Origin of the sequence: Synechococcus sp. H55.10 (assembly GCF_047502715.1) — a bacterium.
Taxonomy (GTDB): Bacteria; Cyanobacteriota; Cyanobacteriia; order Thermostichales; family Thermostichaceae; genus Thermostichus.
This window is the reverse complement of sequence record NZ_JANSJJ010000132.1, coordinates 25,281-38,564: the sequence shown is the minus strand read 5'-3', so window position 1 is coordinate 38,564 and position 13,284 is coordinate 25,281. Positions and strand designations below refer to the sequence as shown.

13 protein-coding genes are annotated in these 13,284 nt (G+C 59.3%); 6 read left to right on the top strand and 7 right to left on the bottom strand.

The features are described from left to right. Positions 1-237 precede the first annotated feature (237 nt). From NW858_RS09130 to NW858_RS09120, 3 genes are all read right to left on the bottom strand, one after another. Positions 238-843: a (2Fe-2S) ferredoxin domain-containing protein gene (locus tag NW858_RS09130; RefSeq protein ID WP_414520335.1), complete on the bottom strand. Its 606-nt coding sequence runs from the start codon at positions 841-843 to the stop codon at positions 238-240. After that, positions 827-1,099 (bottom strand): Asr1405/Asl0597 family protein, encoded by a 273-nt coding sequence (locus NW858_RS09125; RefSeq protein ID WP_414335134.1) that lies wholly within the window; start codon positions 1,097-1,099, stop codon positions 827-829. The genes NW858_RS09130 and NW858_RS09125 overlap by 17 nt, the downstream gene beginning before the upstream one ends. A gap of 139 nt (positions 1,100-1,238) precedes the next feature. Next, positions 1,239-1,790, bottom strand: coding sequence for a Dps family protein (locus tag NW858_RS09120; RefSeq protein ID WP_414427034.1), 552 nt, complete (start codon positions 1,788-1,790; stop codon positions 1,239-1,241). A 240-nt stretch (positions 1,791-2,030) separates the two neighbouring features. On the opposite strand from NW858_RS09120, the gene NW858_RS09115 reads away from it, so the two are divergent. Further along, the gene (locus NW858_RS09115; RefSeq protein ID WP_414520334.1) at positions 2,031-3,254 is read left to right on the top strand and encodes a YcjF family protein; all 1,224 of its coding nucleotides are present in this window, start codon (positions 2,031-2,033) and stop codon (positions 3,252-3,254) included. Here NW858_RS09115 and NW858_RS09110 read toward each other — a convergent pair. Both NW858_RS09110 and hslO read right to left on the bottom strand, forming a co-directional pair. Further along, positions 3,247-4,245, bottom strand: coding sequence for a glycosyltransferase family 2 protein (locus NW858_RS09110; protein WP_414520333.1), 999 nt, complete (start codon positions 4,243-4,245; stop codon positions 3,247-3,249). The genes NW858_RS09115 and NW858_RS09110 overlap by 8 nt on opposite strands. Before the next feature lie 49 nt (positions 4,246-4,294). Next, positions 4,295-5,185: an Hsp33 family molecular chaperone HslO gene (gene hslO, locus NW858_RS09105; RefSeq protein WP_414335144.1), complete on the bottom strand. Its 891-nt coding sequence runs from the start codon at positions 5,183-5,185 to the stop codon at positions 4,295-4,297. Between the two features lie 336 nt (positions 5,186-5,521). Between hslO and NW858_RS09100 the strand changes: the two genes are divergently transcribed. The 4 genes from NW858_RS09100 (at position 5,522) to NW858_RS09085 (ending at position 8,082) form a co-directional block, all read left to right on the top strand. After that, entirely contained in the window at positions 5,522-6,007 is a 486-nt protein-coding gene (locus NW858_RS09100; RefSeq protein WP_414331342.1) for an allophycocyanin, read from the top strand. Positions 6,008-6,067: 60 nt separating this feature from the next. After that, positions 6,068-6,553: an allophycocyanin subunit beta gene (gene apcB / locus NW858_RS09095; RefSeq protein ID WP_414335138.1), complete on the top strand. Its 486-nt coding sequence runs from the start codon at positions 6,068-6,070 to the stop codon at positions 6,551-6,553. A gap of 167 nt (positions 6,554-6,720) precedes the next feature. Then, entirely contained in the window at positions 6,721-6,924 is a 204-nt protein-coding gene (locus NW858_RS09090; RefSeq protein WP_011433055.1) for a phycobilisome linker polypeptide, read from the top strand. A 129-nt stretch (positions 6,925-7,053) separates the two neighbouring features. After that, positions 7,054-8,082 (top strand): ABC transporter ATP-binding protein, encoded by a 1,029-nt coding sequence (locus NW858_RS09085; protein WP_414335139.1) that lies wholly within the window; start codon positions 7,054-7,056, stop codon positions 8,080-8,082. Between the two features lie 85 nt (positions 8,083-8,167). On the opposite strand, the gene NW858_RS09080 is transcribed toward NW858_RS09085, so the two are convergent. Together NW858_RS09080 and NW858_RS09075 are read right to left on the bottom strand one after the other, a co-directional pair. After that, on the bottom strand, positions 8,168-9,808 hold the full coding sequence (locus tag NW858_RS09080) for a 2-isopropylmalate synthase (protein ID WP_414335140.1): 1,641 nt from the start codon (positions 9,806-9,808) through the stop codon (positions 8,168-8,170). A 45-nt stretch (positions 9,809-9,853) separates the two neighbouring features. After that, complete coding sequence (locus NW858_RS09075) at positions 9,854-10,777, bottom strand: arylamine N-acetyltransferase family protein (RefSeq protein WP_414349040.1); 924 nt, start codon at positions 10,775-10,777, stop codon at positions 9,854-9,856. A gap of 271 nt (positions 10,778-11,048) precedes the next feature. On the opposite strand from NW858_RS09075, the gene NW858_RS09070 reads away from it, so the two are divergent. Then, the gene (locus NW858_RS09070; RefSeq protein WP_414335142.1) at positions 11,049-13,187 is read left to right on the top strand and encodes a polyribonucleotide nucleotidyltransferase; all 2,139 of its coding nucleotides are present in this window, start codon (positions 11,049-11,051) and stop codon (positions 13,185-13,187) included. Positions 13,188-13,284 lie beyond the last annotated feature (97 nt).

Genomic DNA, 13,284 nt, shown 5'->3' with positions numbered 1-13,284 from the left:
CTCCGTCCCGCTGCCGCGAACAGCAACCGGGGCTGGGAACCAGCCTCGTGAGTCTTGGATGCTTCAGCTCTACTTCACAGACCCGGTACACGGGATCAATGAAGCAACTGGGGCAGAGGAAGAGACAAAAATCTCACCGTAAAGCGGATGGGGAAACCCCACCCGCCTGCGCGGTGGGGTAGTTCATGCGAAAAGTCAAGGGAAATCCGCTCGCCCGTGGGGGGATCAGCATGAGCGTCAGGAGGAAGCCGCCGTCTCAACCTGCTGTACCTGCAACGAAGCAATCGGAAAATGCCGCTCCAACAAAGCCGGGATCCCTTGGGGAGAAACGCCGCTGTAGCGAGCCTTGTCGGGCATGAACACCACGTTCGGCCCCCGTTTGCAGTCCTTCATGCAGCCCACTCCCTGCACCCGAATGGTCTCCGGGTAGGCTGCCAAGTGTGCCTGCAGAGCCTGTATCACCTCCAGCGCCCCCCGCCGACAGCAATCAGACTTCTGACAGACCAAGACGACCCCTTTCCTCGCTTCCTCCGATCCGGGAGCGGCCTTCGGGGAAGACATGGCTGCTACCGGGGAAGCCTGGACAGGAACCACGTGGCAGAGCACCCATTTCTCCCGCCCCTTGAGCAGATCCACTTCCCGCTCCCCCGCAATCTGCACCCTATCTCCAGGTTTGAGGCTGCGGTAGAGCTCAGAGCGCAGCGGCTTGGGGATCTTGCCGGCAAACACTTCCGCTCCGGCCTGCCAGCGCAAGTACTTGAGCTTGCCATCCTTATCGGGAAGAAATCCCAGGAACTGACCTTCTGACTCGAACGGGATCCTTTGCTTAGCCAACTTGCTCATCTTGTCCCCCAGGCTCGGTGTTGAGCTGCCAACACGTCTCTAGGCTGTCCAATAACTCCCGCCGCCGCGCCGTGTATTGGCGGATCACGCTGCGCACCTGCAACAGGGCCAGAGGCGTGTCCACCTGCACCTGCAAATGGCCATCTCCCGTACAAACTGCCGGGATCCCCAACTCCAGCAGCCGCCGCCCAATGCGCCAGCGTTCCCCTAAGGGGATCTGCAAACAATAGCTGCCCTCAAAAGATACAGGGTTCATGGCTAGGAGCAAAACCTCGGCAAATAAATCTAAACCCAATCGGGCAGTAATGATATGAATTTTCAACAAATGCTTACAAAAATAAGCCCTCAGGTTTAAGGACAGGCCACCTGGCCGGCGAACCTGCCCCAGATCCTGACTAGGCTCTGCCGTCCATCAAGCCAAACACTAGGCTGTCGTTGGCCAGGAAGTGGTTGAGGTGGAAGGCCCGGTCTTCCGTCTTGAGCAGAATCTGCTCGTAGAGGTAGCGGGTGGCACGATCCCCTAAGCTTTCCGCTTGGGCGGCTTGGCGCCGCAGCAAATCGATGATGGCCTGCTCTGCCGCCAGGTCATTTTGCAACATTTGCCGCGCCTCAAAAGCGCCATCCGGCTCAGGGGTAAAGCAGCAGAGGCGGGCCAAGGTGCTGAAGGTGGCTACCGGCACACCCCCCAGACCTTCGAGGCGTTCTCCCAGGTCGTGGACATGTTCCCTCACCTGCTCGTAGTGATCCTTGAACAATTGGTGTAGCGGGTAGAACTCGGTGCCCTCTACTACGAAGTGATGCTTCTGGTACTGCAAGTACAGCCCTTGGAAGCTGGCCAGAAGGGCGTTCATCCCCTCGCAGATCGGCTGGGTCACCTCCAGGCCGAGGGAGACAGGGTTGTTGCGCACGCTGTTGAAGGACTGGCGCAAGGTTGAGGTTTCAGACATAGGGCAAGGTTCTCCGAAGTAAGAGAGCTAATTGTCCAGCCTACTCGAGTGGACAGATCCAGGGTTTCTTGGGGCTATCCTCACCCCAGCATAGTCTAACTCAACAGTTCTTGTGAATAGCTCTCAACAAAGTGCTTGTTGCAGCAGAACCGGTGGGCTGGTCAGAGAGTAGCCGCATCTTCCCGATTTACACTGGACTGGGAGCGTTAGCCCAGTTGATCCCGTACTTGGGGATGGAGCATGTCGCAAACGGAGCCAGAAAGCCACTCCTGGATAGAAAAACTGATTCGCCTAACCCATCAAACAGTTGCGCGGGCTGGGGGGAAACCGCAGGAACCTTGGGATTGGGCCGGCCACCTGTTCAAAGAGAGCCTGCTGGAAGCAGAGGCAGAAATGGGCCACTGTAATGTCCTGGTGATTGGCAAAAGTGGGGTGGGCAAAAGCACCTTGGTCAACGCGGTGTTTAAAGATGAGCTGGCCCGCACTGGTGTTGGCAGCCCTGTTACCCGCCACATTCGCCAATACTCAAAGCAAGGCTGCCCAATCACCATCTACGATACACCTGGCATGGAATTGGCGGGAGACCAGAATATCCAGATCCGCCTCGAGGTGTCCCAACTGATCGACGAGCTGCGCCTCAAGGATCCCGAACATCACATTCACATTGTTTGGTATTGCATCCACCACGAGCTGAAGCGGCTGGAGGAAACCGAGCGCAAGTGGCTAAAGGATTTGGAACTCAAAGATGTGCCGGTCATCTTAGTCTTGACCCAATGCCTGGAATATCCCAATCCCGAAGAGAGCGAGTTTTTTCAGTACTTGCAGCGCCAAAATCTCCCTGTTCGCTACATTGTTCCTCTTTTGGCTAAGGACAAGGTCATTAACCGGCAACTCACCATCCCCGCCCACGGGCTAGAGCACCTAATCGGCTGCACCTCGGAGCTGCTGCCAGAGGTAGCCCGCCTTGCCTTTATCCGCCAGCAATTGCTGCGGGTGGATCTCAAGGCCGATGCCGCTTTTAAGTATGTATCGGGCTATGTGGCCAGCGCAGCGTTCATCGGCGCCGCACCTCTTCCTTTTGCCGATGCCCCTCTACTGGCAGCAGCACAAGTGGGCATGATTGCCAATATCAGCTTTATCTTTGGCTATAAAGCCTCCCCTTCTTTTTACTACTCTTTGATGGCGGCTTTGGCGGGAATTGGGGGCGCAGTAGTCACTGGGCGGGCCATTGTCTCAAACCTGCTGAAGTTGATCCCCGGCGTGGGATCCCTGGCAGGCGGCATCATCCAGTCCACCACAGCGGCTACCCTGACCCTTTCCCTTGGCCTGGCCTATATCGAGCTGATGAAGGCCATCGCCCGCGCCGAAATCCAAGGGATCCAGCTTTCCCAGGCCCAGATGCAGGAGATCTTTGTGCGCGAGTACCGAGAATATGCCGCTTCGGGACGCAAAACCCTCAAATAGGAGTGGACATTGGATCTGATTCTGGAGCAGGGGAAGCTCGTGCGCTCTCGAACCCAAAGGTGCCTTGGACTAGGTAGAGTGGCCGGCCTTTCACTTCTTCAAAAATGCGGCCCAGATACTCTCCAATCACGCCCAGGCTAATCAACTGGATCCCGCCCAAAAACAAGGTCATCACCGCCAAAGAGGCGTAGCCGGGCACATCGGAGCCAAACAGCAAAGTACGAATGACGAGGAAAAAGCCATACAGCAGAGCCGCCAGCGAGATCGCCAAGCCCAGATAGCTCCACACCCGCAAGGGCCAAGAGCTAAAAGAGGTGATGCCTTCTATGGCTAGGTTCCACAGCCGCCAGTAGTTCCACTGGGTTTTGCCGCGAAAACGGGGGGCGCGGTCGTAAAAAATGGCCACCTGCCGGTAGCCTACCCAGGCAAAGATCCCTTTCATAAAGCGAGTGCGCTCCCGCAGTTGCTTGATGGCGTCTACCACCTGCCGATCCAACAGCCGAAAATCTCCTGTATTGCGCGGGATCCGCACCTGGCTGAGCTGGTCAATGACCCAATAAAACCCATTGGCGGTGAAGCGTTTTAGCCAGCTTTCCCCTTGGCGGCTGCGGCGCACAGCGTACACCACCTGGTAGCCCTGCCGCCACTGCTGCAGCATTTCCGGGATCAGCTCTGGGGGATCCTGCAGGTCGGCGTCGATGGGAACAACGGCTCTGCCCGCAGCGTAGTCCAAGCCGGCGGTAAGGGCAATTTCCTTGCCAAAACAGCGGGAGAGGTTCACCACCTTGATGCGGGGATCCTGGCGATGGAAGGCAATAAGCTTTTCCAGCGTGTCGTCCTGGCTGCCGTCGTTGACACAGATGATCTCGTAGGGGATCCCCAATGGATCCAAGGTTAGGCGCAGGCGCTCGAACAGGTGATCCAGGTTCTCCGCCTCATTTTTGCAGGGGATGACAACCGAGAGCTCAGGGGCAGCAGTCTCAGAGGACATAGAAGAGCAGGGATCCCGTACCTGGCGATTATTCTGCCATCACGGGGTGCTATGGGTTTGCCGACATCTCCGCCACAATTGAGCGCAGCTCATCCTCCGAGATGCGGTAGACCTCGTTGCAGAACTGGCAAACCGCCTCTGCTCCCTTGTCGGTACGGATCATGTCGATGAGCTCGTCCCGCCCCAACATGCGCAGCGCCCCCTTCACCCGGTCGGAATTGCACTTGCAATAGAAGCGGATGGCGCGCATTTCCGGCGCGATCTTGAGATCCAAGTCGCCCAAGCAAATTTGCAACAGCTCCCGCAAACCGCCACCACAAGCCAGCATCGGGCTAAATTCCTCCACCTTGGCCAAACGGGCCTCCATTTCCGGGATCAGGCTGGCCGGCGCCCCTGGCATCAGTTGCAACAACACTCCACCGGCAGCCCGCACCCGCTGCGAATCGAGGTTGACCCCCAAAAGGACTGCCGAAGGGATCTGCTCTGAGGAGGAGAGGTAGTAGCTGATATCGTCTCCCACCTCTCCCGAAACCAGCTCCACCGCGCTGGTGTAAGGCTGGCCGTACCCCAAGTCCCGCAGCACATGGAGGTAGCCATAGCGCCCAACGGCTTGGCCCACATCCAACTTGCTCTCAGGGGTGAGGGGAAGCTCGATGGCCGGGTTGCTCACATAGCCGCGTACCGTGCCGTCCAAGCCGGCATCCACCCAGATGTTGCCCAAGGGGCCATTCCCTTTCAGTTGCAGGTTAATCCGCGCCTGGCGTCGCTTTAGGTTGGCCGCCAGCAACAGGGCTGCGTTCATGGCCCGCCCCAGGGCCACCGTCGCCACATAGGAAAGCTTGTGCCGCTCCCGGGCCTCTTGCACCGCCTGGGTAGACACCAAGCCCACCACCCGAATCTTGCCCTCCGCCGCCGTGGCCCGGATCAGGTGATCCGGCAGAGATGAGGGAGCAGCCTCAGAAGGATCCTGAGAACCTTTCGCTCGCTTCAATCGTTCTGACCCAGAGGCATCCGTCATCGCAACCTCAACGCATGTCCTAAAGCAAGCCTGCAGGGATCCCCTGGCGACTTAACTTTCACCCTCGATTGTAACCCCTCTCTTGCCGGACTTGGGGGAGAGCACTCTCCTGTTGGGGTGGGCATGAGACCGTCCCTTTTCTGGGAGAGACTTTAAGAAGTGTGAAGATCTGAGATGGTAGACGGCAAGCATATCGGAAAATAGCTTGCGGGTATGCTCGTCATACTCTTTAAAAAATCGACTTGAGGATGGATATCCATGAGTGTTGTTACGAAATCGATTGTGAACGCGGACGCGGAGGCCCGCTACCTCAGCCCGGGGGAACTGGATCGAATCAAGTCCTTTGTTGCCTCGGGTGAGAAGCGGTTGCGCATTGCTCAAGTCTTAACCGAGTCTCGTGAGCGCATCGTCAAACAAGCTGCCGACCAACTCTTCCAGAAGCGCCCTGACATCGTCTCCCCAGGTGGCAATGCTTACGGAGAGGAGATGACGGCGACTTGCCTGCGGGATATGGACTACTACCTGCGCCTGATCACCTACGGTGTCATTGCCGGCGACGTCACCCCCATCGAAGAGATCGGTCTGGTGGGTGTCCGCGAGATGTACAACTCTTTGGGCACACCCATTCCGGCGGTGGCCGAGAGCATTCGTCAAATGAAGCAGGTGGCCATGGGTCTGCTCTCTCCCGACGATGCGGCTGAAGCCGGCTACTACTTCGACTTTGTGGTGGGGGCAATGAGCTAGTCCCTCATTGTTTTTGCTGCACAACCGTTTGCTGTTCACCGACTTGATAGGAAGCTCATCATGCAAGACGCGATTACCGCTGTGATCAACAGCTACGATGTCCAAGGCAAGTATCTGGACAACTCGGCTATGGAGAAGCTGAAAGCTTTCTTCGCCACGGGCGAGTTGCGGGTGCGGGCGGCTGCCACCATCGCGGCCAATGCCTCCACCATCGTCAAGGATGCGGCTGCCAAGGCCTTGCTGTACTCTGATCTCACCCGTCCCGGTGGCAACATGTACACCACCCGTCGCTATGCCGCTTGCATTCGCGACATGGACTACTACCTGCGCTACGCCACCTACGCCATGCTGGCCGGGGATCCCTCCATTCTCGATGAGCGGGTGCTGAACGGGCTCAAGGAGACCTACAATTCGCTGGGAGTGCCCATTGGGGCCACCATCCAGGCCATCCAAGCCATGAAAGAGGTGACGGCCGCTCTGGTGGGTGCTGATGCCGGCAAGGAAATGGGTGTGTATTTCGATTACATCTGCTCTGGTCTGAGCTAGCTACCAGCGCCATTGCTTCGGCGTAAGGTTCATTGTCCAACGAGCACGACGGGCGACTTGCCGCAGGGATCTGGTGTGCTGATGGGGGTACGCGAGCTTTCTGAGGTAGGTCGCCTGTTTTGCTGGTCAAGACGGCCCATTTCGTTGTTGAGCGGGGATCCCATATCATGCGCATGTTTAAGATCACGGCCTGTGTGCCCAGCCAAACCCGGATTCGCACCCAGCGGGAGCTGCAAAACACCTACTTCACAAAGCTGGTGCCCTACGAAAACTGGTTTCGGGAGCAGCAGCGCATCCAGAAATCGGGTGGCCGTATCCTGAAGGTAGAGCTGGCCACGGGCAAGCCTGGGATGGACGTAGGACTGCTGTAGTTTCCCTATCCCTTTGTTTCTTTCCCTCAGATACTGAGAATAGCCCTCTCCAGATCCGGTATGCCCAGCTCCAAAAGATGTGCCCTTGGGGCTGGGGTAGCGGATCTGGTTGTTTCATGGGAGGGATAGATGTTGCCTCATGTGCCGGCCCGGCTGGAACCGATCATCGCTGCTTACAACCTGAGCAAGGTTTACCCGGTGGCCATCAAGGAGCCGGGAGTGGTGGGCACCCTGCGCCACTTCTTTCGCCGCACCTACCGCTACATCCCGGCAGTGCAGTCCATCAGCTTTCAGGTTCAGCCGGGGGAGGTGGTGGGGTTCTTGGGGCCGAACGGAGCAGGCAAGACCACCACCCTCAAGATGTTGACCGGCTTGATCTATCCTTCTGGGGGCACGCTGCAGGTGGTCGGCCACGTGCCCTACCGGCGCGAGCCATCTTTTTTGCGGCAGATCACCCTGGTGATGGGGCAGAAGCAGCAGCTCATCTGGGATCTGCCGGCGATAGACTCTCTGCGGATTAACGCCGCCGTTTACGAGATCCCGGAGAAGGAGTTTCGCGAACGGGTGGGGGAGCTGGCGGAGCTGCTCAACTTGGCAGGCAAGCTGAAGCAGCCGGTGCGCAAGCTTTCCCTAGGGGAGCGGATGAAGGCGGAGCTGTTGGCGGCCCTGGTGCACCGCCCGCAGATCTTGTTTTTGGATGAGCCCACCTTGGGGTTGGATGTCAACGCCCAGGTCAGTGTGCGGCAATTTTTGCGGGATTACAACCGCCGCTACGGGGCGACGGTATTGTTGACCAGCCATTATATGGCCGATATCACCGCGCTGTGCCAACGGGTGTTGGTCATCAACGCGGGGCGGCTCATCTACGATGGTGACCTGGAGGCGCTGCTGGAGCGCTTTGCCCCCTACCGAGAAGTCAAGTTGGAATTGGCCCGTCCTTGCTCTGTTGCCCAACTGCAGCGTTATGGGGAGGTGCGCAGCGAGGGGGATCCCGACGGCTGCGAGGCGCGGCTGTGGGTGCAGCGGGAGCAGCTTACCCAGACGGTGGCCCAGTTGTTGGCGGAGCTGGAGGTGTTGGATCTAACAATAACAGATCCGCCCATCGAGGAAGTGATCGGGCGGGTGTTTGCGGATGGGATCCCTTTGGCCAGCCCATAACAGTGTTGAGTTGCTTGGATGGCCATAAAGGATCCCGTCTCGCCGCGCAAACCGCTTGGCTGGATACGGGATTGCCACCCTCCCATCAGATTTTTTGAGTAGCGGCCTCCCGCTGTTCAGGGGTAGAGCGCGCCGCGTGCAGGGCAAAGTAGAGCTTATTGAGGGCATTCATGTAGGCTTGGGCCGAAGCGACAATGATGTCGGTGTTGGCGGCATGGCCGGAGAAGATGCGGTCTTCGTGGCGCAGGCGGATGGTCACTTCCCCGATGGCGTCGATGCCGGCGGTAACCGATTGGACGGAAAACTCGATCAGCCTGTTGGGGATGTTGACAATGCGGTTGATGGCCTTGTACACCGCATCCACCGGGCCTGTGCCTACGGCCGCATCTACCCGCTCTTCCCCCTCAGGAGTGATCAGGCGCACCGTGGCGGTGGGAGCCTCGCGGTTGCCGCACACCACTTGCACATGCTCTAGACGGTAGAGTTCGGGCACCGAGCGAGTTTCGTCGTTAACAATTGCTTCCAGATCCAGATCGGAGATTTCTTTTTTCTTGTCGGCCAGCTCTTTGAAGCGCAAGAAGGCTTTGTTCAAATCCTGCTCCGACAGCTCGAACCCCAGTTCTTTCAAGCGAGTGCGGAAGGCATTACGGCCCGAGTGCTTGCCCAACACCAAGGTGCTCGATTGCAGGCCGATGGTCTGGGCGTCCATGATCTCGTAGGTCTGGCGGTTTTTGAGCATGCCGTCCTGGTGGATGCCCGATTCGTGGGCAAAGGCGTTGGAGCCGACGATGGCCTTGTTGGGCTGCACCAGCAGGCCGGTGAGGTTGGAGACCAGACGGGAGGTGCGGTAGATCTCCTGCGTTTTGATGTGGGTGAGGGGCTTCTCGGAGTCTACGGGCAGGCCGAAGTAGGGGTTGAAGTAGCTGCGCCGCACGTGCAGGGCCATCACCAATTCTTCCAGCGCCGTGTTGCCGGCCCGCTCGCCAATGCCGTTGACCGTCACTTCCACCTGACGTGCGCCTTGCTTAATCGCTTCCAGGAAGTTGGCCACCGAGACGCCCAAGTCGTCGTGCCCGTGCACAGAAAGGATCGCTTGCTTGATGTTGGGCACGTTCTCGCGGATGCCCTTGATCAGTTGGCCGAACTCCTCCGGCATGACGTAGCCGACGGTGTCGGGGATGTTGATGGTTTTGGCTCCCGCCCGAATGGCTGCCTCGATCACCTGGTACAGAAACTCCGGATCGGAGCGGGTGGCGTCCATCATGGAAAACTCCACATCCTCCACGAAGGACTTGGCATAAGCCACCATCTCTTCGGCAATTTGCAGCACTTCGGCGCGGGTCTTGCGCAACTGGTACTTGAGGTGAATGTCGGAGGTGGAGATGAAGGTGTGAATGCGCGGCTTGGCGGCAGGCTTGAGGGCTTCGGCGGCTGCCTCAATATCCGGCTTGAGGGCGCGGGCCAGGCTGCAAATCACAGGGCCATCGGGGGTGCCCACCTGTTCGGCCACCTTCTGCACCGCCTCGAAATCGCCAGGGCTGGCATAGGCAAACCCCGCTTCGATGATGTCCACTCCCAGCCGGGCCAGTTGCCGGGCAATGGCCAGCTTTTCTTCGGTGTTGAGGGTGGCGCCGGGGCACTGCTCCCCGTCGCGCAGGGTGGTGTCGAAAATGAGCACGTGATCGAGGGCTTGGCCATCAAATGCAGCGACCGCGGCAGCATCCATAACGGTTACTGGGATAACGAAACATTGCCAACCTTTATTCTGACATTAGTTGGCAGGGGTTCTGACCCTGCTGGGGGGAGATTGGGGTGGTCTCTGTTGGAATGCCGGTTGGCTTGGGTCTTGCAATTTTTCTCCTGGGATCCCCGGCGGCAGGCGGATCCCGAAGGCGCAAGCCAGCAGGTGTTCGTATTCTTTCTCGTCCTTGAGGGGGCGTTCCCGGCGGCCTTCTGGGGTGGTCTCGATCCATTTAAAGAGGGAGCCATCGGCGCGGGCGGTGAGGGTGATCCGTCCGCTGGGGGTGGCCAGGCTGCACAGGCGCAGGCGGGTAAACCTGGATGCCGGCGACGTTTGGTGGAAGCGGCACATGGGCTCGAACTCCTGCAGTTGGCGCGGGATCCGATCCAGCAGGAAGAGGGTTTTCCAGGTGCGATCCGGTCGTTCCTGTTGAACCAGCCAGTAGCGTGCGGGAGCTGCGGGCCAGGGGGTGAGGCGGTAGCGCCCTTCCGCCTGGGCTTGGATGCTGGGATCCCCCAACCGCAACGGCTCCCGAAAGGCATCTCCATAGCCCACATCTGCCAGCCATGTTTCATCGCCGCAGCTCACCTGCAGGGCCAGATGGTCGCATTCGGGGCCAAAGCAGCCATCAGTCCGAGTAGCGTGAACGGCCCGGCTCACCTGTCCCGAGAGCAGATGGACCGAAAACCCCATCCCCTGCAGAGCAGCGGCCAGCAGGCTGTTCAGTTCAAAGCAAAAGCCGCCCCGCCGCTCGCGGACGATTTTTTGGAACAAGAAATCCCGCTCCAGGCGAATGGGGCGACCCCAGTGAATATCCAGATTTTCAAACGGCACCCGCAGCAGGTGGGCCAGGTGGATTTGGCGTAGGGTTTGCGGGGTGGGCTGGGTGGGGCCGACGTAGCCAATGCGCTCCAGGTAGGCCCTGATTTGGGCAGGCGTCAGCGGCTCTAGCATCAGCACGGGAACCCGTTGGGTTGGCGGCAAGCGAGCATCTGGCCTACCCTAGCCTTACCGCAGCTCCCCGACCAGAGCCAGAAGAACAGTTTTACCCCTGCTGCAAGACGGGCAATTTTTTCGCTCTCAGCCTCGATTTTGTAGCCGCCGACACCCCCCTATCGGCAGAAGATGAAGTCGTATTGACACCGCCGGTCAGCAGGGGCTGAACAGGAAGAATAAAGGGAGAATGCTACGATAACGTCAAGAAAAAAAGAAGGCGAAGCGTTACATGGCAGAATACACTCGGTCGATTTCCTTTTACGGGCGGGAAATTGACATCAATATCGGGCTGATGGCTCCCCAGGCAGGGTGTGGGGTCTGGCTGACTTCGGGCGAAACTTCGATTCTGGTCACAGCCACCCGGCAGGCGGGGCGGCCTGGTGTCGATTTCATGCCCCTGTTGGTCGATTATGAAGAGCGCCTCTACGCCGCCGGACGGATCCCGGGGGGATACTTGCGGCGGGAAGGTCGGCCACCGGAACGGGCCACTCTGATCTCTCGTCTCATAGACCGACCCATTCGTCCGTTGTTCCCGGAATGGCTGCGGGACGACGTGCAGGTGGTGGCCACCACCCTCTCGGTGGACGATGCAGTGCCGCCCGATGTGCTCTGCATTTTGGGAGCCTCGTTGGCGATTCACGGCGCTCGCATCCCCTTCAACGGACCGGTGGCGGCAGTGCGGGTGGGCTTGGTCAAGGATGAATTTATCCTTAACCCCACCTATGCCGAAATTGAGGCCGGCGACCTGGATCTGGTGGTGGCCGGCTGTGCCGATGGCGTGATCATGGTGGAAGCGGGGGCCAACCAACTGCCGGAGAAGGACATAGTGGAGGCCATCGAGTTTGGTTTTGAGGCCATTCAAGAGCTGCTCAAGGCCCAACAGCAAGTCTTCGCAGATCTCAACATCACTCCTGTAGAGCTGCCCCCTCCCCCTGTCAATGAGGAGCTGGTTGCCTTTGTGGCAGAGCAGGCTCAGGAGGGCATTCGCTCTATCCTCAGGCAGTTCCTGGACAAGACCAGCCGCGAGCAGCAACTGGAGGCGATCAAGGCTAAGCTAGAGGCCCAAATCCAAGCGCGGCCAGAGGGGGATCCCTTGCGGCTTTATCTGCTGGAAAACCCCAAAGAATTGGACAATCAGTTTAAGGCCCTCACCAAGAAGCTGATGCGCCAGCAGATCCTGCGGGAGGGGGTGCGGGTGGATGGGCGCAAGCTGGACGAGGTGCGACCGGTCTCTTGCCGGGTGGGTTTGATCCCGCGGGTGCACGGCAGCGCTCTGTTCAACCGCGGCCTCACCCAAGTCCTTTCCATCACCACCCTCGGCACTCCCGGCGATGCCCAGGAGCTGGACGACTTGCACCCGGTGGATGAAAAGCGCTATATGCACCACTACAATTTTCCGGGCTTTTCGGTGGGGGAAACGCGGCCCTCGCGCTCGCCGGGACGACGGGAGATCGGCCATGGGGCGCTGGCCGAGCGGGCCTTGGTGCCGGTGCTGCCCAGGGAAGAGGAGTTTCCCTATGTGGTGCGGGTGGTGTCGGAGGTGCTTTCTTCCAACGGCTCTACCTCAATGGGATCCGTCTGCGGCTCTACTCTGTCCCTGATGGACGCGGGGGTGCCGATCAAAGCGCCAGTCAGCGGGGTAGCCATGGGCCTGATCAAGGAGGGGGATGAGGTGCGCATCCTCACCGACATCCAGGGCATCGAGGACTTTCTGGGCGACATGGACTTCAAGGTGGCCGGCACACGGGCCGGGATCACCGCTTTGCAGATGGACATGAAAATCACCGGCATCACCGTGGATGTGGTGGAGAAAGCCATCCAGCAGGCCAAGGCCGGGCGGGAGTTTATCCTCGACAAGATGCTGGAGGTCATCCCTGCCCCTCGACCCCAGTTGGCCAAAACAGCCCCCCGTCTGCTCACGTTCAAGGTGGATCCCGAGGATATCGGCAAGATCATCGGCCCTGGTGGCAAGACGGTGCGCGGCATCACGGAAGCGACAGGTGCCAAGGTGGACATCAGCGACGATGGCACGATCACCGTGTCCTCCTCGGTGGGCAGCCAGGCGGAAGCGGCGCGGGCGATGATCGAAAACCTGGTGCGGCGGGTGGAAGAGGGGCAGGTGTACTTGGGCAAGGTTACCCGCATCATCCCCATCGGCGCCTTTGTGGAGTTCTTGCCGGGCAAAGAAGGCATGATCCACATTTCGCAACTGGCGGAGTACCGCGTCACCCGGGTAGAAGATGAGGTTGCTGTGGAGGATGAGGTGGTGGTCAAGGTGCGCAGCATCGATCACAAAGGCCGCATCAACCTCACCCGTCTTGGCATCAGCCCTGAGGAAGCCGCGCGGGTGCGCAACCATCACCCCTGAAGCTGCGGTTTCCCCCCAGCAACTGGGATCCCCTCGACAGCCAGAATGGCAGAGAAAGCTCCCTCTTGCTTGCTCGCGTCTGCAGTGCCGCCCGCTC